General features: G+C 45.1%; 20 protein-coding genes and 3 pseudogenes. 5 read left to right on the top strand and 18 right to left on the bottom strand.

Features of this window, described 5'->3' with window-relative positions; translation table 11 throughout:
- Positions 1-14: 14 nt before the first annotated feature.
- The 4 genes from ACHBHN_RS02605 to cls form a co-directional block, all read right to left on the bottom strand.
- Positions 15-527, bottom strand: a complete 513-nt coding sequence (locus ACHBHN_RS02605; RefSeq protein WP_105110758.1) for an adenine phosphoribosyltransferase — start codon at positions 525-527, stop codon at positions 15-17.
- 26 nt (positions 528-553) lie between these two features.
- Positions 554-1,552 carry a DUF3114 domain-containing protein gene (locus ACHBHN_RS02600; protein ID WP_394733594.1) on the bottom strand — a complete coding sequence of 333 codons (999 nt, stop codon included), beginning with the start codon at positions 1,550-1,552 and terminating at the stop codon, positions 554-556.
- Entirely contained in the window at positions 1,537-3,747 is a 2,211-nt protein-coding gene (gene recJ / locus ACHBHN_RS02595) for a single-stranded-DNA-specific exonuclease RecJ (RefSeq protein ID WP_394733575.1), read from the bottom strand. Before recJ ends, ACHBHN_RS02600 begins: the two co-directional genes overlap by 16 nt.
- 77 nt (positions 3,748-3,824) lie before the next feature.
- A complete protein-coding gene (cls, locus tag ACHBHN_RS02590; protein WP_105110755.1) occupies positions 3,825-5,372 on the bottom strand; it encodes a cardiolipin synthase in 1,548 nt (515 codons plus the stop codon).
- A 160-nt stretch (positions 5,373-5,532) separates the two neighbouring features.
- Here cls and ACHBHN_RS02585 point away from each other — a divergent pair.
- A pseudogene (locus tag ACHBHN_RS02585) lies at positions 5,533-6,707 on the top strand (hypothetical protein); the annotation flags it as partial.
- A gap of 14 nt (positions 6,708-6,721) precedes the next feature.
- On the top strand, positions 6,722-6,889 hold the full coding sequence (locus ACHBHN_RS02580; RefSeq protein ID WP_105122668.1) for an LPXTG cell wall anchor domain-containing protein: 168 nt from the start codon (positions 6,722-6,724) through the stop codon (positions 6,887-6,889).
- A gap of 134 nt (positions 6,890-7,023) precedes the next feature.
- Here ACHBHN_RS02580 and ACHBHN_RS02575 read toward each other — a convergent pair whose 3' ends face one another.
- From ACHBHN_RS02575 to cdaA, 4 genes are read right to left on the bottom strand one after another with little or no spacing between them, the layout of a single operon-like run.
- A complete protein-coding gene (locus ACHBHN_RS02575; RefSeq protein WP_394733110.1) occupies positions 7,024-8,568 on the bottom strand; it encodes an ABC-F family ATP-binding cassette domain-containing protein in 1,545 nt (514 codons plus the stop codon).
- Between the two features lie 48 nt (positions 8,569-8,616).
- Entirely contained in the window at positions 8,617-9,969 is a 1,353-nt protein-coding gene (gene glmM / locus ACHBHN_RS02570) for a phosphoglucosamine mutase (RefSeq protein WP_394733111.1), read from the bottom strand.
- Positions 9,970-9,997: 28 nt separating this feature from the next.
- Positions 9,998-10,711, bottom strand: a complete 714-nt coding sequence (locus tag ACHBHN_RS02565) for a YbbR-like domain-containing protein (RefSeq protein ID WP_105122729.1) — start codon at positions 10,709-10,711, stop codon at positions 9,998-10,000.
- Complete coding sequence (cdaA, locus tag ACHBHN_RS02560; protein WP_105110752.1) at positions 10,711-11,553, bottom strand: diadenylate cyclase CdaA; 843 nt, start codon at positions 11,551-11,553, stop codon at positions 10,711-10,713. Before cdaA ends, ACHBHN_RS02565 begins: the two co-directional genes overlap by 1 nt.
- Before the next feature lie 157 nt (positions 11,554-11,710).
- Here cdaA and murT point away from each other — a divergent pair, with 157 nt between their 5' ends.
- Both murT and gatD read left to right on the top strand, forming a co-directional pair.
- Positions 11,711-13,054 (top strand): lipid II isoglutaminyl synthase subunit MurT, encoded by a 1,344-nt coding sequence (murT, locus tag ACHBHN_RS02555; RefSeq protein WP_105122664.1) that lies wholly within the window; start codon positions 11,711-11,713, stop codon positions 13,052-13,054.
- A complete protein-coding gene (gene gatD, locus ACHBHN_RS02550; protein ID WP_248054537.1) occupies positions 13,054-13,839 on the top strand; it encodes a lipid II isoglutaminyl synthase subunit GatD in 786 nt (261 codons plus the stop codon). The genes murT and gatD overlap by 1 nt, the downstream gene beginning before the upstream one ends.
- Positions 13,840-13,893: 54 nt before the next feature.
- Here the strand turns inward: gatD and ACHBHN_RS02545 are convergent.
- The 6 genes and pseudogenes from ACHBHN_RS02545 to ACHBHN_RS02520 all read right to left on the bottom strand — a co-directional run.
- Positions 13,894-13,971, bottom strand: a pseudogene (locus tag ACHBHN_RS02545) (rRNA adenine methyltransferase); the annotation flags it as partial.
- On the bottom strand, positions 13,946-14,683 hold the full coding sequence (gene erm(B) / locus ACHBHN_RS02540) for a 23S rRNA (adenine(2058)-N(6))-methyltransferase Erm(B) (RefSeq protein ID WP_394733574.1): 738 nt from the start codon (positions 14,681-14,683) through the stop codon (positions 13,946-13,948). The gene erm(B) and the pseudogene ACHBHN_RS02545, both read right to left, overlap by 26 nt.
- A 124-nt stretch (positions 14,684-14,807) precedes the next feature.
- Entirely contained in the window at positions 14,808-14,903 is a 96-nt protein-coding gene (locus tag ACHBHN_RS02535) for a 23S rRNA methyltransferase attenuation leader peptide (protein ID WP_001809736.1), read from the bottom strand.
- Between the two features lie 105 nt (positions 14,904-15,008).
- Positions 15,009-15,836 carry a putative RNA methyltransferase gene (locus ACHBHN_RS02530; RefSeq protein WP_208562025.1) on the bottom strand — a complete coding sequence of 276 codons (828 nt, stop codon included), beginning with the start codon at positions 15,834-15,836 and terminating at the stop codon, positions 15,009-15,011.
- Position 15,837: 1 nt separating this feature from the next.
- A complete protein-coding gene (locus ACHBHN_RS02525) occupies positions 15,838-16,314 on the bottom strand; it encodes a DUF3955 domain-containing protein (RefSeq protein ID WP_208562026.1) in 477 nt (158 codons plus the stop codon).
- Between the two features lie 186 nt (positions 16,315-16,500).
- Positions 16,501-18,399, bottom strand: a complete 1,899-nt coding sequence (locus ACHBHN_RS02520) for an ABC-F family ATP-binding cassette domain-containing protein (protein WP_394733573.1) — start codon at positions 18,397-18,399, stop codon at positions 16,501-16,503.
- A 304-nt stretch (positions 18,400-18,703) separates the two neighbouring features.
- Between ACHBHN_RS02520 and ACHBHN_RS02515 the strand changes: the two are divergent.
- Positions 18,704-19,453 (top strand): annotated as a pseudogene (locus ACHBHN_RS02515) (IS3 family transposase); the annotation flags it as partial.
- 38 nt (positions 19,454-19,491) lie between these two features.
- Here the strand turns inward: ACHBHN_RS02515 and ACHBHN_RS02510 are convergent.
- The 4 genes from ACHBHN_RS02510 to ACHBHN_RS02495 all read right to left on the bottom strand — a co-directional run bounded on the left by ACHBHN_RS02510 (position 19,492) and on the right by ACHBHN_RS02495 (position 21,000).
- Positions 19,492-19,647, bottom strand: coding sequence for a glycosyltransferase (locus ACHBHN_RS02510; RefSeq protein WP_394733593.1), 156 nt, complete (start codon positions 19,645-19,647; stop codon positions 19,492-19,494).
- Positions 19,640-19,816 carry a glycosyltransferase family A protein gene (locus ACHBHN_RS02505; RefSeq protein ID WP_105122657.1) on the bottom strand — a complete coding sequence of 59 codons (177 nt, stop codon included), beginning with the start codon at positions 19,814-19,816 and terminating at the stop codon, positions 19,640-19,642. The genes ACHBHN_RS02510 and ACHBHN_RS02505 overlap by 8 nt, the downstream gene beginning before the upstream one ends.
- Before the next feature lie 95 nt (positions 19,817-19,911).
- On the bottom strand, positions 19,912-20,268 hold the full coding sequence (locus ACHBHN_RS02500) for a hypothetical protein (protein ID WP_238140723.1): 357 nt from the start codon (positions 20,266-20,268) through the stop codon (positions 19,912-19,914).
- Between the two features lie 12 nt (positions 20,269-20,280).
- Complete coding sequence (locus ACHBHN_RS02495; RefSeq protein WP_105110742.1) at positions 20,281-21,000, bottom strand: M57 family metalloprotease; 720 nt, start codon at positions 20,998-21,000, stop codon at positions 20,281-20,283.
- Positions 21,001-21,066 lie beyond the last annotated feature (66 nt).

Raw genomic sequence — 21,066 nt, 5'->3', positions numbered from 1 at the left:
CTTGATAGATAATCTTAATAATGCATCAAAACCTTGTAGTCGTAGTCGCCGATAGCTTCACGGCCTTTGAGGTCATCTAACTCAATCAAGAAGGCACATCCAGCAACAATTCCACCCAATTTTTCAATCATTTCGATTGTTGCTTTGACCGTACCACCAGTAGCCAACAGGTCGTCTACAATCAGGACACGTTGACCAGGTTTGATAGCATCTGCGTGCATAGTCAAGGTATCCACACCGTATTCTTTTTCATAGTCAGCCGAAATCACTTCGCGTGGCAATTTCCCTGGCTTACGAACTGGTGCAAATCCTATACCCAATTCAAAGGCAACAGGACAACCTACGATAAATCCACGCGCCTCAGGACCAACAATCATATCAATATCCTTGCTAACAGCATACTGCACAATCTCACGAACAGCATAGCTGTAGGCATTTCCATCAGCCATCAAGGGGCTAATATCACGGAACTCGATACCCTCTTTTGGATAGTCAGGAATAGTTGCGATGTAATCTTTTAAGTTCATGTTTTTCTCACTTTTTAAAAATAATTTTACTCTTTATTATACCATGATTTTATCTTTTGGCATAATCTAAATCCTATGTCTCTGGAAAATTCCTTTCGCAGTTTAGCTACCTGGGCTGCTCTGCTATTTCCACCTGAGGAAAATATTCCCTGCCGGTTGAAATAGGAATGGTTCCAGCCCGCCTTGGACTTGCGCAGTTGGAACCAGTAAATTCTAGCCGGAGACAGATAAGCCCCTGCCTTGGAACGGAGGATTTTCTTACGGTAGACAGGGTCGTGGGGACCAACCGGTTTCATGTCCAGCTGGTAGTGCCTGAGATTATTGGCCCTGGCATAGTTAAAGGAGGCACCGTTGACCTGACCATTTAAGGTCGGAGTCTCATCCAAAATCAAGGCAAAGTTCCCCTTTTCATCCAAAATAAACTCGCTGTGAAAATGGATGAGGATCTTGATGTTGAGGGGCAGGCTCTGTGTTAATTTTTCTCTGCGAAAGAGTTGCTTGTTGTGGAGGCGGGCAGATTGCCGCAGCTGGTAACTCCGGCGTGGCAAAGTAGACAGATAGCTAGTCAAGGCCTGCCAGTCTGATTTCCCCTGCCCGTAGTGCCTGCGGACCCAAGCCGCCTGCTGGTAGGAAATCAAGTAACGGAGCTGGTGAACCTGCTTAGGTAGGCTCTCATCAGGGTAAGCTAAGTCAACTAGCCGAGCAAACTCCCTCCAAAAGGCATGATGTGGAGGCAGATTTTGGTCCATCTGTCCCATTAACCAGGTCAGGTGCTTCTGCTCCAATTCCTCTGGAAATTCAAGACTGGCAATAATCTGGTCCACCAACTGAGCAGAGCTTGCCTGGTCCAAGTTTCTTCTCATTTCCTTCAAAGTCTCCGCACGGGCTAGGCTGGCAAAGGTCAACTGGTCTAGTCTCTTAGCTTGAAGAGGAACGCTACAGGTCCGACACTTACGCCAGGGTAAGAAGGGCAGACAGATAAGGACTGCCAATAATAAGACCTGCCAGATCATGATGAACCACACAGCCAATCATAAATTTCTTGGACCGTTCCCAGAGCAAAAAGCTCCTGCTGGACGACCGTTTTCTTCAGGTCTTGGTAAATCTGACTGTCCGAAATCTCCCGCTTCTGGGCATCCTTATTGACCCTCATCACCCCATCTGAAATGGTGACAAACTCCAATTCCTGGAAAATCTGAATCATCTTGACCAGCAAGCTGTCCTTAATTTTCAGATAAGCAGCCAAATCCTTGAGTTTATAACGCACATCAAACTCATCAAACTGGTAAATGGTCTTATAGAGCTTGGCAAATTGCTCCCGACTCCCGTATCCATCCAAATAATAGGGCTTGGCTATCTCATTTTTGAAGTAGATAGCCTCGAATTGATGTTCTTGGAAATAGCTGCGCAGACTTTCTAAATCCTCTGGCAAACTAGCTAGAGCAATGACAGGCGAACTCGTCTGCTCTACCATGTCCACCAGAGGAATGCCAGCAGGAATCGGATGCTGTTTACTGCGAATGTTATAGAGCTGAACACCGTCCACACGCGCGTCCACCAGCATGAGCTGCAGGCTGGTATTGCCATTCCATCTGTTGACAGAAAGGGTCACAGCCAGCTCCAGATCCTTGGCCTGAGAAAATTCCAGAGCCAGATTGCCCTTGCCAAAGGCAACGACGTCAAATCCGGCTGCTCCCTTACTAATCCGGAGCTTGAGGTGGGCATTGTTTTGCCCCATAGTCCGGGCAGACTCAACCTGAAAATCCTTGACATAAAAGACAGGTTTTTTGTTGTCCATGCCGTAGGGAGCCAGCTTGTCAAAGGATTTTAAAGTATCCAGGGTCAATTCCTCTAGGTCAAGCTCCTCATCAATAACCAGTGCAGATTTCTGAGACAAGTCCAGTTTATTCTCTTCGATAAAGGTCGCTAAAGTGTCCGCCAGCTGGTCTAATTTATCCACTTCCAGCGTCATGCCAGCAGCTCCAGCGTGACCGCCAAAGGCGATAAAGAGGTCCTGGTGGTCCTTGAGGGCTTGGAAAATATCAACAGCCTCCGGTGACCGGGCAGAGCCCTTGGCCCGCCCTTCCTCAATGGACAGGACAATGACCAGCTGGCCCAGCTCTTCCAAGAGACGGCCTGCAACGATCCCCAGCACACCAGGATTCCAGCCTTCCTTGGCTAGAACCTGTACAGGCCGACTGGTATCTAGCATGGTCTTGGCCTCATCGTAAATAGCCTGGACAATATCCTTGCGTTCCACATTTTTAGCATCAATCATGAGGGCAATTTCATGGGCCTCTTCATCGTCAAAGCCAGTCAAGAGTTCAAGGGCTGGATTGGGGTCATCCAGGCGGCCCAGGGCATTGAGGCGGGGGGCAATTTGAAAACCGACCGTTTCTTCATCAAGGCCATCGAGCTCAATCCCAGCAATCTTCATCAATTCTTGTAGGCCAGCCCGCTCAGTTTGTTTGAGCAGAGAAAGGCCGTATTTGACCATAACCCTATTTTCATCGGTCAGGCTGACCATATCGGCTATGGTTCCAATTGCGACTAGGTCCAATAGGTCTGCATGAACCGTCTCCAAAAGTGCGCATGCCAATTTGAAGGCGACGCCACAGCCAGCCAGGTGCTTAAAGGGATAGTTGCCTTCGGGATGCTCTGGATGAACAATGGCATAAGCAGCCGGTAAAGTCGCCTGAAGGGAATGGTGGTCCGTCACAATCACATCAACACCCATCTCTTGGGCATAGGCAATAGCTTCATGACCCGCTACGCCATTGTCAACCGTAACAATGAGAGAAATCCCCTGCTGCTCAATGAAATACTTGTAGACAGACTGGTTGGGGCCGTAGCCATCGGTAAAGCGGTTGGGCAGGTAGACCTGGACCTCCGCCCCTAGCTCCTCCAAGGTCTCCTTCAAAATCGAAGCTGATGTCATGCCGTCCGCATCGTAATCACCATAGATCAGAATCTGCTCGTAGTCCTCAATGGCCCGACGAATCCGCTCAACGGCCTTGTCCATGTCATGCAGTAGATAAGGATCATGCAGGTCTTCAAGGCTGGGCTGCAAAAATTTCTGCAAATCCTCCGCTGTCTGGATGCCCCGCTCGTAGAGGAGCTTGGCTGCGATAGGGTCCAACCCTTCTTTCTTTGCCAATTTGACAAATGTTTCATCAGAAAAACTGGGCATCAATTGCCAGTCATATTGTGGTTTAATCATACTTTTTTCTCCTTAGCATCTATCTTTCCATTATACCATGTTCAAAGGAAAAAACGACAGGGAAAATCTGTCGTTTTCTATAATAAGGGGGCAATAATGCGCATAATGGCTCCGGCCAGTCGTTTGTTCCACGAATAGGTTTTGATAAAGGGCAGGAGCTTGATTTGCTGGGATTTCTTGAAGGACTGGTCAAAGTCTTCCTTGATTGCTGCTAGAACACCTGAATGGTTGTAGATATAAAGACCACACTCGAAGTTTAGATAGAAAGAACGGAAATCCATGTTGACCGTCCCCACCGTTGCCTTTTTGTCATCCACAAGGACCACCTTGGAATGGACAAAACCTGGCTGGTATTCGTAAATTTCGATGCCTGATTCTAGGTAGGTCGGAAAATCTGTCCGAGCAGCCAACATGGCTGATTTTTTATCATAGATATGAGGCAGGAGTAACTTGACCTTGACGCCGCGTTTGGCCGCGTAGGTTAGATTGTCAATCATCTCGTCATCCAAGACCAGGTAGGGCGTCATGATGTAAATGTAATCTGTCGCAGACTGAATCATGTCCAGATAGACACGTTTGGCCACCTCATCTCCATCAAAGGGATTTTCTCCGTAGGGCAGGAAGAAACCTTCGCCATCAATGGTCTCTGTCTCCAAGTCCTTGTGGGATTTGAGGTACTTGAGGTCCTCAGTCTCCCCTTTTTCGTCATAGTTCCACATCTGCAGGAACATGAGGGTAAAGTTGGCAACCGCCTCCCCCCTAATCATGATAGCAGCATCCTTCCAGTAGCCAAACCGAACGATTTTATTGATATATTCGTCCGCAATATTAACCCCACCTGTAAAGGCGACTGCTCCGTCAATGATGGCAATTTTGCGGTGGTCGCGGTTGTTTTGAATAGTGGAAAGGGCCGGGATAATCTGTGAGAATACCTTGGCCTTGATTCCAAAGGTCCGCAGTTGCTTATAGTAGGAATAGGGCAGATTGGTCAGAGAATTGGTCCCGTCGTACATAAAGCGCACTTCCACTCCCTGCTCTGCTTTATCCTTCAAAACAGCCAGAATAGAGTCCCACATATAGCCCTGGTCCACAATGAAGTATTCCATAAAAATGTAGTTTTCTGCCTTTTTCAATTCCTCCAAAAGAGCTTCAAACTTGGCCTCTCCACTGGAAAAATACACCGCATCCGTATTAGTATGCAGGGCATAACCGACATGGTCACTCATATAGTTGGCTAGCTTGAGCTGCTCCTTATCCTCCTTGGCCAGTGCCTTCATGACCTTGTCAGAAGTGCTGGAGAATTCGCGCAAGCGCTCAGCCTGTTTATAGAAATTCTTCCGATAACGCTTCGTTTCAATATTGGATTGGAGAATGAAATAAAAGAGGGCTCCAAAAATGGGAATGCCACTGACAAATATAATCCAGGTCAGCTTAAAACTAGTATTCATTGGACGATTGATAATGGAAATGGCCACCAGAACAGAAAAAATCTGCATAATGGACCAAAATGCCGGCATATAATTGGTCGCCTCAACCACAAACCAAAAAATCAGAAAGACCGTCAGAGCAAGCAGGCTAATGACAATAAAAGTCCTCGAATAAATAATCTTCCACAGTTTTTCCATAGTCGTCTCCTAAATCTTTATACCAGTATATCACAAATCCCCTAGATTGAAAATACGAAGGGAAAAGAAGGACTGACTTACCCAGCCTGACCAGATGTTGGCCAAGTTAAAAGAAACTTTGACTACAAGCTACCGAAGTATTCTTGGACATACCATCGAAATTCCAGAAACCAACCAAGAATCCTTTAAAGCCGGATTCTATGCTGTCCTCAGGGGCATCAACCACATGGCCAGCAAGCCTGATAATTTGATAAACATGCGCCTCACCTTCTATTCACGCGGTGTGAATAAGGTAGAAGATCCAAAGGCTGTGGCAGAACTGGTCGGACCAGACGGAGAAGTCGTAGGTCGTATTAAGAATGATCAACCAAAATTCTTCCCTGACTATTATGACATCCCAATGTCTCTGGAATAGAATAATGACATGGAAGAAGCCTTTAAAATGATTGACTACTTCAAGCGCAACGGCGTCCTTGTCACCGAGCTGACAGAGAATGCCGGTCCATTTAACAAGGGCGACTTGGTGGTAGATATGGCACAAGCCAAGCGTGGATTTGCCAACCACGTCCTCTACACTGGTTAAGATGAGTCCAAATGGGGAGCTATGTATGCTGAACACCTCTACAAGCAACCTGTAGGCACAGAATTGAAAGCTATTAAGGTCTACGCTCCTTCACACAGCTATAGATGGGCTGGAGATTTTGCCATCCGCGCCAACACCGCCTTGGTAGTGGAACGCAGGGGATTTGAAACCGTTGAAACTCCTGATGAAGCTGATGCAATCATCCTGGAATCCGAACAATTTGATGCCAGCATGTTTGGGCAGAAACCAGTCATTGTTGTCGGTGGTGCGGCTGTGCAGAAACTGGAAGAATTAGGTATTATAGAAGGCTTTAATGCAGAAATGTTTGATGGTGGTTATGACTTTGAAGGACTAATGAAGACAGTCGTTGACGATAGTGACCCTCTGACAAGCGGATATGCCATGAACGACCTCTTCTATTCCAATTCTGGTAACTGGATTGAGGGTATCCCAGAAGGCTTCCGAACCCTGGTTAAAATTGCTGACCAGGATTATTATATCGCTGGCTGGTGGCCTGGTCATGAGGGACTGGCTAGCAAGACTGTCGCTATAGCTGGCATGTATCAAGACCAATCTATCTTTATCTATGCAGGAATCCAACCAACAAGGTTCACCCTGTTCATTTCTTCCGCTGGGTGTCAAATGGCCTCTTCGGTAGCCAATTGGCAACTCTTGAAGACCTACCTCCAGTAGAAATTCTAGTTCCTCAGCCAAAACCAACTAGTCCAGACCAAGCCGATGATGCGCCCGCTCATCCTCTCTACCTATGCCTGTGACTATTCGTTTTGATAAAGCTGAAAGCAAGGAATCTTCTAGTCAACATGAAAACGAAGAAACTAGCTTGCCGAAAACAGGATCAGAGTTCAACTATTTCGCTACAGCACTGGGTAGCGTCATATTAGTGGCTAGTTTCTATTGGAAAAAGCAACACTAAGTTGGTCACCGATTTTCACCTGGAGACAATAAAAAAATAGACCCCCAATTTTAGAAGCTGTGAATACAAGTTCTAAGATTGAAGTGCCTATATATGCAGTCTTGTCTACTGCTAAGGGACAAGGCTGCTTTTATTTATGTCAATTCATTAAAATCCCAGACATCATCTACCCATCCTTCATAGAAATCAGGCTCGTGGCAGACCATGAGGATAGAGCCCTTGTAGGCTTGAAGGGCGCGTTTGAGTTCGTCCTTGGCATCCACATCCAAGTGGTTGGTTGGCTCGTCAAGAACCAAGACATTGTTTTCACGGTTCATGAGCAAACAGAAACGAACTTTGGCCTGTTCACCACCTGAAAGAACTTGAATTTGGCTTTCGATATGCTTGGACGTCAGACCGCAACGGGCCAAAGCTGCCCGCACTTCTGCTTGATTGAGGGCTGGAAAGGCATCCCAAACAGCTTCCAGCGGGGTCTGACGATTGCCACCAGCAACCTCTTGCTCGAAATATCCGATTTCCAGGTACTCTCCACGTTCCACCTGACCATTTAGTGCTGGAATAACCCCCAACAAACTCTTGAGCAAGGTTGATTTCCCGATACCGTTGGCACCGACAATAGCAATCTTCTGGTTGCGTTCAAAGGTCAGATTGAGCGGCTTGCGGGTCAGGACACGGTCATAACCAATTTCCAAATCTGTCGTCTGGAAGATAAAGCGGCTTGGCGTCCGAGCCATTTTGAAATCAAAGGACGGCTTTGGTTTCTCTGCTTGAAGCTCGATAATGTCCATTTTGTCCAATTTCTTCTGGCGGGACATGGCCATGTTTCGTGTCGCAACGCGGGCCTTATTTCGATTAACAAAGTCCTGCAGATCAGCGATTTCTTTCTGCTGGCGTTCGTAAGCCGCCTCCAACTGAGCCCGCTTCATTGCATGAACTTCTTGGAATTGGTAATAATCGCCTGTATAACGGGTTAAGAGTTGATTTTCCACATGATAGACAATGTTAATCACATCATTCAAGAAAGGAATATCATGGGAAATGAGGACAAAGGCATTCTCATAGTTCTGCAAGTAACGTTTGAGCCAGTCGATGTGTTCAGCATCCAGATAGTTGGTCGGCTCGTCAAGGAGCAAGATATCTGGCTTTTCTAGAAGGAGTTTAGCCAAGAGGATCTTGGTCCGTTGACCACCAGATAGCTCGGTCACATCCTTGTCCATGCCATAATCCATAACGCCCAGAGCCCGTGCCACGTCGTCAATTTTGGCATCAAGAGTATAGAAATCACGGCTTTCCAGACGGTCTTGCAGTTCGCCAACTTCTTCCATAAGGGCATCCATATCGGCTCCCTCTTCTGCCATGGACATGTAAATGTCATTGATACGAGCCTCCGTTTTGAACAGTTCATCAAAGGCTGTTCGCAAGACATCACGGACAGACTGGCCTTTTTCTAGTTTAGCATGCTGATCCAAGTAACCTGCAGTCACATAGCGGGACCATTCTACTTTTCCCTCGTCTGGCTGTAACTGGCCTGTCACAATGGACATGAAGGTCGATTTCCCCTCGCCATTTGCTCCAATCAGACCGATATGCTCCCCCTTGAGCAAGCGGAAAGAAACATTCTCAAAAATTGCACGGTCACCAAAACCATGACTTAAATTCTTTACTTCTAAAATACTCATATTTCCTCACAAAAGAGGCTGGAAATCCTTCCAGTCTCTGTCTTTTTCTTAATCCAAACCGATTTCCGCACGCACCACATCTGCGATGGTATCGACATAGTAATCTACCTCTGCGTCGGTCGGTGCTTCTGCCATGACACGCAGGAGTGGCTCGGTCCCGCTTGGACGGACTAAGATACGCCCGTTTCCAGCCATTTCTGCTTCCATTTTTTCGATAATGGCTGCAATAGCTGGCACTTCCATTGCCTTGTCTTTCATACTATTTTCCACACGGATATTGACCAGTTTTTGCGGATAAATAGTGACTTCTGCTGCCAATTCAGACAATTTCTTACCTGTTTCTTTCATGATTTTGGTCAATTGCACAGCGGTCAGCTGACCGTCGCCTGTTGTATTGTAGTCCATGAGGACAACGTGTCCAGACTGTTCACCGCCGACATTATAGCCAGACTTCCGCATTTCTTCAACGACATAGCGGTCACCAACTGCGGTCACGGCTTTTTCAATTCCCTCGCGGTCCAAGGCCTTATGGAAACCGAGGTTAGACATGACGGTTGTGACAATGGTGTTTTTAGCAAGAAGTCCCTTGTCTGCTAGGTACTTGCCGACGATATACATGATACGGTCGCCATCTACCAAGTCACCATTTTCATCAACGGCAATCAGGCGGTCACTGTCTCCGTCAAAGGCAAGTCCAATCTGACTTCCTGTTTCCTTGACCAATTCTTGCAATTTTTCAGGATGGGTTGAACCGACTCCCTCGTTGATATTCAAACCGTCTGGATGTTCAGCCATAACTGTCAATTCAGCACCCAGATCTGCAAAAACTTGACGGGCACTGGTTGCAGCTGCACCATTGGCTGTATCCAAAGCAACTTTCATCCCTTCCAATTCCAAGCCTGTTGACACCAGGAATTGCTGGTATTTACGCAAGCCTTCTGGATAATCCACCACATCACCCAAGCCTTGGGCAGATGGGCGAGGGAGGGTATCTTCTGAAGCGTCCAACAGTGCTTCAATTTCAGCTTCCAAGGCATCGTCCAATTTGAAACCGTCACCCGCAAAGAACTTAATTCCGTTATCTTGAGCAGGGTTGTGGCTGGCAGAAATCATGACACCAGCGCTAGCTTTTTCCGTCCGAACCAAATAAGCCACACCTGGAGTTGCCAAAACGCCTAACTTGTATACATGAATGCCGACTGAGAGAAGGCCGGCAACCAAAGCCGCCTCCAACATCTGTCCAGAAATACGCGTATCACGCGCCACAAAGACACGTGGCGTATCCGTTTCGTGTTGACTGAGAACATAGCCACCAAAACGACCCAACTTGAAAGCCAATTCTGGCGTCAATTCTACGTTTGCTTCACCACGGACACCGTCCGTACCAAAATATTTACCCATTTTTCAATTTCCTCAATATGTATTTGATTTATTTCATTTCTTTTACAGTTACTTGAATATTTGTAGTTCGTTCTGACAAAACAACCGGCAATACATTGCCGTCGGCGTCAACAGCCTGAATGGTTGCCTTACCACTGTAGTCCTTGTCAAGCTCTGCCAAGTCCATGACCACTGCTTCTATGTGGTCGATTTGTGCTAAGGTATCGGCATCAGACGTGACCTTAACCGAGTCTAGGGTCACAGACACCTTGTCTATAGCATAACCTGTTTTGAGCTGATTGCTATAAACCTTTCCTTCAACTGTATAACTCCGGCTAACCTTGTAGCCAATTTTCACCTTCATCTCAGCCGGAGAAAGAGTGGCATTCAAACCAGAAGGCAGGTTGGTCACCTGCAGCTCTACCGCCCGTTGACCAATCTCAAGATTATTTAAATCTGCTGTTACATGGAAGGTCCTGGTCAGTGGATCAGATTCCCGTTGCAAAATAACCCGGTCTGAGCCAGTCAACTCTACAGTCACACTAGGCGAAAAGCCTGAAATAAAATATTTATCACTGTCATAGCTAATATCAATCGGCACATTGGCTAGTGTATAAGTGTAGGTTTCCGACTCTTTCTGCGTTGTTGCACTAGTAGCGACTAAATTATTCTTATAATTGGTCGTGGTAGCATAGAAGAAGAGCAACAAAGACAGGAGAATAGACAGGACCAAATGTCCAATCTGCTTATATTTTTCGTGCATCATCGTCCACCTAACCTCCTCAACCAAGATTTTTTGGCCGCAACTGTCGGCACAAATAGGTCACGCAATTCCTGCTCAAATTCTTCCAAGCTCAGATTATGCCTGAAAATACCATTATGAGCCGTCGAGATGCCGCCTGTTTCCTCTGAAACCACGAAAACAAAGGCATCAGAAGCCTCTGAAAGGCCGATAGCAGCCCTGTGTCGCGTACCAAATTCTTTTGAAATACCCGCACTTTCCGTCAATGGCAAGTAGGCACATGCCACAGCTACCTTTTCGTCTTTAATAATGACAGCACCGTCATGCAGAGGGGTATTGGGAATAAAGATATTGATGAGCAATTCCCGCGAAACATCCGCATCCAGAGGAATGCCTGTTGATTTGTACTCTTGCAAGGTCTGGGCCCTCTCGACAGCTACCAGGGCTCCGATTTTTCGAGGAGACATGTAGGCAACTGCCTGTACATAGGCCTGAACCAGGCTTTCTTCTGTGCTAAGATTGGCAGAAGAAAACAGCTGGGTGGTTCGACCCAATTTTTCCAATACTGAACGCAATTCCGGAGCAAAAATGATAACCGCTGCGATTACCCCATAGGTGATAACCTGGTTCATGAGCCAAGAAATAGTCTGAAGCCCAAGCAAGCTTGCAACAAGCTGGGCGACAATGAACAGGAATACCCCTCGAATAAGGGTCATAATCTTGGTCCCTGCGATCGCCTTGCTAAAATTATAAATCAAATAGAGAACGATACTAATATCGATGAGATGCAAGGCTGCCGTCCAAGGACTGGCTATCAAACTTGACCAATACCCAACATCAAATAATTGGTTTAAGTTTAACATGGATTCCTCAATACTTTCTTTCTTATTTTCTTTTTCAAATGGAAACTAGTATTTCTATTGTACCATATTTTTCCGTCTCTTCCCATGATTAGCTACGCCCTATTTCTGACTATTCTCCATTCTAGAAAATCCCCAACCTTTGTGATAAAATAGACCCATGAAATTAAATACTTTATTAGGAATAGCAGCAGGAAAATCCAGTCAGTTTGTCCTCAACAAACTAGGACGTGGTACTACCCTGCCAGGAAAAATTGCCCTCAAATTCGATAAACATATTTTAGATAGTTTGGCTAAGGATTATGAAGTCGTTGTTGTGACAGGTACTAACGGTAAGACTCTGACCACCGCCCTGACAGTCGGCATCCTCCAAGAAGCCTTTGGAGAAATTACGACCAACACCAGCGGTGCCAATATGATTACAGGGATTACGGCAACCTTTTTATCAGCCAAGAAAAATAAAAATGGCAAGAAGATTGCCGTCTTGGAGATTGATGAAGCCAGCCTGGCTCGTGTGACCGACTTTATCAAGCCTAGCCTGATTGTCTTCACCAATATCTTCCGTGACCAAATGGATCGCTACGGCGAAATTTATACTACCTACCAGATGATTTTGGACGGGGCTGCAAAAGCACCTCAGGCGACCATTCTCGCCAACGGTGACAGCCCGCTTTTCAACTCGACCTCCGTTATCAATCCAGTAAAATACTACGGTTTTGCGACGGAAGAGCATGAGCCACGTCTGGCCCACTACAATACCGAAGGCGTTCTCTGCCCACATTGCCACCAGATTATCCAGTACAAGCTCAACACCTACGCTAATTTGGGTAGCTATATCTGTAACAACTGTGGCTTTAGCCGACCTGAGCTGGATTACAAGTTGACAGAGTTAAAAGAAATCACCAATACTTCTTCTACCTTTGCCATTGACGGTCAGGATTACAAAATCAACATCGGTGGGCTTTACAATATCTACAATGCCCTGGCAGCTGTCAGCGTGGCAGAATTTTTCGGCGTATCTCCTGAGAAAATCAAGGCTGGTTTTGACAAGTCCAAGGCAGTTTTCGGTCGCCAAGAAACCTTTAAATTGGGCGATAAAGATTGTACTCTGGTCTTGATTAAAAACCCTGTCGGTGCAACCCAGGCCATTGAAATGATGAAATTGGCTCCTTACGATTTTAGCCTATCTGTTCTTCTCAATGCCAACTACGCTGATGGAATTGATACCAGCTGGATTTGGGATGCTGACTTTGAACAAATTACCCAAATGGACATTCCACAAGTCTTTGCAGGTGGTGTGCGTTCATCTGAAATCGCCCGTCGCCTCCGTGTGACTGGCTATCCTGAGGACCAGATTACTGAAACGCCGAAACTGGAAGACATCATGACCTTGATTGAGCAATCGAGTAGCCAACATGCTTATATCCTCGCCACCTATACAGCTATGCTGGAATTCCGCGACTTACTAGCTCAACGCCAAGCCGTTGGAAAGGAGATGAAATAATGGTCTATACGTCATTAAAAAGTCCTGAAAAAGACTACACTTACGATCTCCATATCGCCCACCTCTACGGTGATTTGATGAACACCTATGGTGACAATGGCAATATCCTCATGCTTAAGTATGTGGCTGAAAAGCTGGGGGCTCGTGTTCAGGTGGACATCGTTTCACTGACAGATGAATTTGACAAGGATTTCTACGACATCGCCTTTTTCGGTGGCGGTCAGGACTATGAACAATCCATTCTTGCTAAGGATTTACCAACTAAAAAAGATAGCTTGGCAGACTTTATCGAAAACGACGGTGTCATGCTGGCCATCTGCGGTGGCTTCCAGTTGCTCGGTCAATACTACATCGAAGCTGGCGGCCGCAAGATTGACGGTCTAGGTATCATGGGACACTACACCCTCAACCAGACCAATAACCGCTATATCGGTGACATTAAAATTCACAATGAGGAGTTCAACGAAACCTACTACGGTTTTGAAAACCACCAAGGTCGCACCTTCCTAGCTGACAACCAAAAACCCCTGGGCAAGGTTGTCTATGGCAATGGTAATAACAAGGAAGACGGTGGCGAAGGTCTGCACTACAAAAACACCTTCGGCAGCTACTTCCACGGACCAATCCTGTCCCGCAATGCCAACCTAGCCTACCGCTTGGTCACAACTGCCCTCCGTAAAAAATATGGACAAGACATCCAACTTGCCAGCTACGCTGACATCCTCAGCAAAGAAGTCGCTGAAGAATACGGCGATGTGAAAAGCAAGGCAGAATTTGATAAATAAAGCAAAACCGCTTCTGATATTCAGAGGCGGTTTTGTTATTTTCTATTAACTTATATTCCCTTTAGTAACGTGTAACTTTCCAAATTTAAAAAAGCGACTCATAGAATTATTTCCTCCCGTTAAATAATAGATAACTATTAAAAATAGACAATACTTGCTCATAAGTAACGGTACTTAAATCGTTTACTTTGGCGTGTTTCATTGCTTGATGAAACTGATTTTTAGTAAACAGTTGACGATATTCTCGATTGACCCATTTTGAAACAAAGTACGTATATAGCTTCCAATATTTATCTGGAACATCTGTGGTATGGCGGGTAAGTTTTATTAAGACACTGTTTACTTTTGGTTTAGGATGAAAGCATTCCGCTGGCAGCTTAAGCAATTGCTGAATCGAGACTTGAGTGTGCAAGAGCAACCCTAGTGTTCGGTGAATATCCAAGGTACGCTTGTAGAATCCTTCTTCAACAATCAGATAGATGTCAGACGCATGGCTTTCAAAAACCACTTTTTTAATAATTTGTGTGCTTAAATGGTAAGGAATATTCCCAAAAATTTTATACCTCTGTTTGTTAGGGAATTGAAACTGTAGAATATCTTGGTGAATTAAAGTGACACGAGTATTCAGTTTTAATTTTTCTGACGATAAGTTGAATAGATGACTGTCTAATTCAATAGACGTTACCTGTTTACTTATTTTAGCCAGTTTCGTCGTTAAATGCCCTTTACCTGTTCCAATTTCGTAAACGGTATCGGTTTCTTTTAAATTCAATTGTTTTATTATTTGGTTGAGTACTTTTTCACTCGTTAAAAAGTTTTGAGAATATTTTATATTTTTGTTCATGTTATCACTCCTGAAGTCATTACATCTATAAACAAATACAGAAGTTAAACGATTTGTTTGTAATTTTAGTTATCTGTTTAAAAAGTCATAAGATTAGTCACTGGTAGGAATTAATCTAACGTATTTATTTATCTGCGTAATCACTGTTTTTAGTCTGTTTCAAAACAGTAGATGTTTTATCTACATAACGCATTTGATAACGCATTTGGAATACCAACATGACGAATCCCTCCTTCTTAATTACAAATTTTTAGCATCTAATTTAACTTCAATTCCTATTATACAAAATTTTAAGATAATGCACTATCAACACACTCTTTATTTTTTATATAGTTCCAATCAAGAGCAGTCCCTCAATCGTAATCTCGGTCAGCTGGCTCAAGTCCAACTTGGACTGGTCCACTTGGAAAAAGAGGGGCGTCATGTCTGCCAAGACTTGGGCATGTTCTAGGCTAATCGGCAAGGTCCGACTGACCAGTACTTGCTCCACCTGCCCTAGGTAAGACTTGAAATGGTCCACGATAGCCTGGTTATCATAGGACTCCTTGCGGAGTTGGTCTTTAGCTAAATGGCGGAGCTCCTTGAGGTGATTGGGTCCTGGGACCAGCTTGAGAATAGCCCCACCAACTTTCAGCACTCTGGCAAATTCCTGGTAATTAGCTGGGGAAAAGATGTCCAAGATGCCGTCAATTGTCTTGTCTTGAATAGGTAACTTGGTTAAGTCACCGACAAACCATTTGACCGACTTGGTCCTGTCAGATTTGGCTGCCAAGAGAATGGAGTCCTTGGAAATATCAAAAGCAAGAATGTCCAAGTCCATTTTCTCGGCTAACTTACGGGAATAAAAACCCTCTCCACAGCCGATGTCCAAGACAGACCGCAAGCCCAGCTCTGCTATTTTCCCCTCCAAAGCTTCATAGAGATGGTCGTAATAGCCTGCCTCTAAAAAGGCCTGGCGGTTTTCAAAGCTAGACTTGTGGTAGTTGGCGGACTGCTTGACTTGGGGTGCCAGGTTGACGTAGCCCTGCTTGGCGATGTCGAAGGTGTGGCGGTTGGGACAGCGAAGACTGCTCTGGTCAAGACCAAGAGCCTGCCCACAATGTGGACAGGCGAAAAATTGGTCGCTATTGCTAAAACGTGGGTGTTTGGTCATGTTAAGTATTTTCTTTTCTAAAGTGGTGCAGGGCTAGTCCTGATAGGAGCGTGGCAATGGCTCCTGTAAAGACCAGCAAGTAGCCGACTGGAACGAGATAAAAATTCTCATGCAGAATGCCCTCGGCATCAATATACTCGACCGAGTTTGCCTTGATGACAAAGCAGACGAAGCCGATAAGCATGAGAAAACTACCAATAATGGTAATGGTCAGGTGCATCTGGGTACGGCGGCCTTCGCGACCGTCTTTTACAAGTTTTTCTGTCATGTTGTTCATGTCAGTTCCTCCTAAGATAAGTTGATCTAAGGAGATTGAAAAGACAGAGGACATGAGAATCAAGAGTTCCAAGTCGGGCAGGTTTTTGTCATTTTCCCAGTTGGATACGGCCTGCCGAGTCACATTGAGTTTGAGGGCAAACTGTTCCTGAGTCAAGCCTTCCTTCTTACGTAAGTCTTTGATTTGCTGTCCAAAGTTCATTTTTTCTCCTTACTGGATTCCGTCTGGCAGGTCCTAAACTCATCTTAGACTGTCGGTCGATGTTTGCCAAGAAAGACTGGCTTGCTCTGGACTTTTTTAGCGAAAGGTGGTCTTGCTAACTCCGCAAGACTGGCTTGCAAGCTTGTTCTATCAAGGGTTTGAGCCTCTTGTCAACTTGCTGTCAACCTAGCCCGTCTGTTCCGATAATTCTTCCCATTCTTCCATAAGGTTTTCTTGTTGGGCAGTCAATTGATCGATTTCTTTCTGATAATCGGTCAACTGGCCGATGTCGTTGGTTTCTAGCATGGCTTGGTTGAGTTCGCTCAGGCGGTTTTCGATACTATCGATTTCTGCCTCGATTTGCTCGATGCGTCGGGCCAGTTTGCGTTGCTCTTTTTGGTTTTCCTTTTGGGCTTGGTAGTCCATGGCTCCGGCTGATTGGCTAGTACTTTCTAGCTGGTCAGGCTGGGCTTCTACTTCCAGCTCTGCCTTTTTCTCCAAATAATAGTCATAGTCGCCCAAGTAGAGCGTGGAGCCAGTTTCCGAGATTTCCAGCACCTTGGTGGCGACGCGGTTGATGAAATAGCGGTCGTGGCTGACAAAAAGCAGGGTGCCGTCAAAGTCGATGAGGGCATTTTCTAGGACTTCCTTGCTGTCGATGTCCAGGTGGTTGGTCGGCTCGTCGAGGATGAGGAAGTTGTTGTTTTCCATGGATAGCTTAGCAAGGAGCAGGCGGGCTTTTTCCCCACCCGATAGCATGGAAACGGACTTTTTGACGTCATCTCCTGAGAAGAGAAAGGCTCCTAGGCGGTTGCGGATTTCCACTTCAGGTGTGGTCGGAAAGGCTGACCAGAGCTCCTCCAAGACCGTGTTGGAAGGCGTCAGGGCCGACTGGGTCTGGTCGTAGTAGCCCACTTCCACATTGGCACCGAGTTTGGATTCCCCTTTGATAAATGGCAGAGCTCCGATGATGGATTTGAGCAGAGTTGTTTTTCCGATACCGTTCGGGCCGACAATGGCAATGGCATCGAGTTTTCGTTGGTCAATAGAAATAGGCTGGGAAAGAATGTTTCCATCGTAACCCACCGCAGCATTTTCCACTGTCAAGACGATATTGCCAGAAGTCTTATCCGACTGGAAGGTCATGTTGGCAGACTTCTGACCAGTTGTCGGCTTGTCCAATCGATCCATCTTTTCCAACTGCTTGCGTCTAGCCTGGGCACGCTTGGTGGTCGAAGCACGGACAATATTTTTCTGGACAAAGTCTTCTAGTTTGGCAATTTCCTTCTGCTGCTTTTCATAGTTTTGCAACTCCGTCTGCAACTTCTGCTCTTTGAGCTCGACAAACTGAGAATAATTGCCCACATAGCGATCCAAGGAATGCTTGGTCAAATCCAGTGTCAGTGTCGCCACCTTGTCCAAGAAATAGCGGTCATGGCTGACGATAATCAAGGCTCCCTTGTAATGCACTAGGTAGTTTTCCAGCCAGGCAATGGTTTCAATGTCCAAGTGGTTGGTCGGCTCGTCCAGGACCAAGAGTTCTGGGTTTTCAAGCAACATTTTAGCAAGAGCAAGACGGGTATTTTGACCACCAGAGAGTTCAGAGATTTTCATGTCCCACATGGTCTGGTCAAACTTAAAACCGTTTAAAATGGCACGAATATCCGCCTCGTAGCTAAAACCACCTGCTTGACGAAATTCTTCCGACAAGCTATCGTAGGTCTTCATCAGTTGGTCAAGTTCACTACCAGACAGGCTTCCCATCTGCTCTTCCATACTGCGTAGGCGTTTTTCCGTCATCCGCAGGTCATCAAAGACATGTAGCATTTCATCGTAAATGGTATTTTCCGACTGAAAACGGCTATCCTGTGCCAGATAAGAAAGGGACAAATCACGCTTGGTTGAAATCTCACCACTGGTTGCCGCTTCTTCTCCGACAAGGATTTTGAGTAGAGTAGACTTGCCTGCGCCATTTTTTCCGACAAGAGCAATCCTATCCCGTTCATCTACTTGAATGTTGATATTGTTAAATAAAACTTCGCCCGCAAAGGAGCGCTCAATCTTGTTTCCGTTCAATATAATCATACTCAATATTTTACCATAAAACACTCAAAAACTCCCCCACAGAAAAAGTAGAGGAGTTCCAATAAAAGGGAAGTTCACCATACTTCTATGAACTAATGTCTAGAAATAAGTCTTAAGAAACATTATTCTAGCGACAGTGAATCTTCACCAGTAATAGAACGGACTAACCGTAGTAAATAACTCCAATCAACCTTAAACTGATTAAATCGACTCCTCTGACTATAAACTTGTTTCAACTGATTTTGTATAGAAGATAAAAAACTTAGCGGAACTGTTTCATATACACTTAAATATAGACAAGCTCCAAACAACTTCTGAACAGGAAAATTTAGGCTTGATGAATGTCATCAAGGAACTTCATAGCCAGCATAATGGTATTCTTTGTTATCGTCGTATGACTCGATTTGTCAATCGCAAGCTTGGAACAAGCTACAACAAGAAACGGATTCGACACTTGATGCACATTCTAGGTCTACGTTCCATTATCAGAAGAGCCAAGGGGTATTGTACCAAGACTAGCTTTGTCAATGTAGAGGACAACATTCTCAATCGTAATTTTACAGCTACTGCTCCAAATCAGAAATGGTCTACAGATGTGACTTTCTTGAAGTACGGTCTCGATTGTAAGGCCTACTTGAGTGCTATTAAGGATCTTTATGACGGCTCAATTGTCGCCTATGTGGTTGGTCAGTTTAATGATAACGAACTGGTGTTAGAAACACTTCGTAAAGTCCGAAAAGCTAATCCTGATGCGACACCATTGATTCACAGCGATCGAGGTTCGCAATACACCTCGAAAGATTATTACCGCCTAACGACCCAGTATCAGATGACCCGCTATATGTCTCGTGTTGGTAAGGTGTATTGACAATGCACCAATTGAGAGTTTCTTTGGGAACTTTAAGACGGAGTGCTATGATTTGAAGAAATATAAGACTTTTGAGGAGCTAGTTTTAGATATTGATGCCAACATCTATTTTACAATCATCAACGTTTTCAAGAGCGCAACAACGGCCTTGCCCCTCTTGAAATGAGGAACAAGGCCGTCGCCTAATCTTTTATTATTTCATTGTCCACTTGACAGGGAGCTATTCATACAATCCCTGTGTTTTCCAAATAATCAATCTGAATTACAAAACAATCTGGGTGAGCGATATTATCCGAATCCATACGAGCAATAAAATCAGTTTTAATCTCACTCAAAGCTAGATTTATACTAGTAGAAATACCTAGATTTTTATCAAATATATCCTAGGCCCCGATAAGACTTTATGATGTCTGCAGCCTTATCCTCACTGCCATCATCAACAATAAGGAACTTAAAATCTTGGTAGCTTTGACAGAGGATACTATCTATTGCTTCCTTAACAATAGTCTCCCTATTATAGACTGGCATAATTACAGTTAGCTTTGCCATTATTTCTCCAAAATATTTCCCAACTTAATTAATAGTAACATTATTTTTACAACTATAGTAGCAAAAAATCCAGCTCTGGACTGGATTGGATTTCATCAATTCACAAAGCCTTGCAAGAGTTCCCAATGTTGCCAGACAAGGTATAGCCCGCCTCCGATAATGATAAGCAAAATTAGGAATTTTATCAAGCCTTTGACAAAGCGAACGATAAGCATCAAAATCATGGACACAAACAACCAGCCCCAGGCCGATGAATTGAGTAGATTATCCATACCAGTCAGGCTTGAGCCTGCCATTGCTCGCAAGGGAGCTGGAATTTTCTCTAGCCAGTCGGTGGTCAGACCAAGCTGGCGGACAATGGCTGAGCTGGTTGACTGCAGCCAGACAAAGATACCAGCATTGTAAAGCAAGAGAAAAGCTTGTTCGGGATAACGCTTAATGAACTTAATCAAAATAAATCCTTTCTAGTTGTTTGCATAAAGCTGAATGACCGCATCCACATCTTCCTGCTGAATGCCTGTATAGGACCCTGCAGACTCCATGACAGAAGCTCTGCCATCTTCATGGCCTAAGCCAAGGGCATGCCCCAGCTCATGCTCAGCTGTGTGCAGGATTCGGTCAAATTCATAACCATATTGGGGATTTAAAAGATAGTAACGATTGAGTCTCACCGTCACACTGGTATAAAAATTGGTCAGAAGATTGGTCGTCGAATTGGCCTCCCCAGCAGCCTGGGTAGTACTATCATTGACATCTGTCGCAATAATATCTGCTGCCTCCGGGCTATCGACCAACTCAAACGTAAAGGCACCTGTCTGGTTCCAATTGGCAATGGCCTGCACGTAGGCCTGGCGTAAAATTGGCTCCTGGCTCTCAATATATACCGTAGCACGATTGCTTTCCCACCGTCCATGGTCGCCTGTGTTGACAGTATCCGTAGCCAGATGCTTGATAGTATCGACACCCTCTTGTAGCTTGACTGGAGACTGTCCTTTGACAATCAGCTCCGCCTCCTGCAGAACCCTATCCAAGGTTTGGTAGGCATTTTCCCTCTGAAAAACAAAGAGCAAAGCCAGGGCCAGAGCTGTGATTAAAACAGTCGACCAGATAAAATTCCAAATCAAACTGACCAACCAAGTAAGAATTCTTAGGAAAAATCCAAGGACACTTTTTATTAATTTCATAGACTATACCTCTTTCTGGAGATGGTCAACAGTATAGCAAATAAAGCTAAAATTTACCTTAAAGCA

Origin of the sequence: Streptococcus sp. A22 (assembly GCF_043674215.1) — a bacterium.
GTDB lineage: Bacteria > Bacillota > Bacilli > Lactobacillales > Streptococcaceae > Streptococcus > Streptococcus suis_V.
Note: the sequence above shows the minus strand (reverse complement) of the source record. Positions and strands in the feature narration are given on the sequence as shown.

Coding starts and splice junctions, on each gene's coding strand:
- ACHBHN_RS02495 (WP_105110742.1), bottom strand. CDS start 21,000: ATGAAATTAATAAAAAGTGTCCTTGGATTTTTCCTAAGAATTCTTACT.
- glmM (WP_394733111.1), bottom strand. CDS start 9,969: ATGGGTAAATATTTTGGTACGGACGGTGTCCGTGGTGAAGCAAACGTA.
- cls (WP_105110755.1), bottom strand. CDS start 5,372: ATGGAAAAACTGTGGAAGATTATTTATTCGAGGACTTTTATTGTCATT.
- ACHBHN_RS02505 (WP_105122657.1), bottom strand. CDS start 19,816: ATGGCAAAGCTAACTGTAATTATGCCAGTCTATAATAGGGAGACTATT.
- murT (WP_105122664.1), top strand. CDS start 11,711: ATGAAATTAAATACTTTATTAGGAATAGCAGCAGGAAAATCCAGTCAG.
- ACHBHN_RS02565 (WP_105122729.1), bottom strand. CDS start 10,711: ATGCACGAAAAATATAAGCAGATTGGACATTTGGTCCTGTCTATTCTC.
- ACHBHN_RS02520 (WP_394733573.1), bottom strand. CDS start 18,399: ATGATTATATTGAACGGAAACAAGATTGAGCGCTCCTTTGCGGGCGAA.
- ACHBHN_RS02605 (WP_105110758.1), bottom strand. CDS start 527: ATGAACTTAAAAGATTACATCGCAACTATTCCTGACTATCCAAAAGAG.
- ACHBHN_RS02525 (WP_208562026.1), bottom strand. CDS start 16,314: ATGAACTTTGGACAGCAAATCAAAGACTTACGTAAGAAGGAAGGCTTG.
- ACHBHN_RS02535 (WP_001809736.1), bottom strand. CDS start 14,903: ATGTTGGTATTCCAAATGCGTTATCAAATGCGTTATGTAGATAAAACA.
- ACHBHN_RS02575 (WP_394733110.1), bottom strand. CDS start 8,568: ATGAGTATTTTAGAAGTAAAGAATTTAAGTCATGGTTTTGGTGACCGT.
- recJ (WP_394733575.1), bottom strand. CDS start 3,747: ATGATTAAACCACAATATGACTGGCAATTGATGCCCAGTTTTTCTGAT.
- ACHBHN_RS02580 (WP_105122668.1), top strand. CDS start 6,722: ATGCCTGTGACTATTCGTTTTGATAAAGCTGAAAGCAAGGAATCTTCT.
- gatD (WP_248054537.1), top strand. CDS start 13,054: ATGGTCTATACGTCATTAAAAAGTCCTGAAAAAGACTACACTTACGAT.
- ACHBHN_RS02530 (WP_208562025.1), bottom strand. CDS start 15,836: ATGACCAAACACCCACGTTTTAGCAATAGCGACCAATTTTTCGCCTGT.
- cdaA (WP_105110752.1), bottom strand. CDS start 11,553: ATGTTAAACTTAAACCAATTATTTGATGTTGGGTATTGGTCAAGTTTG.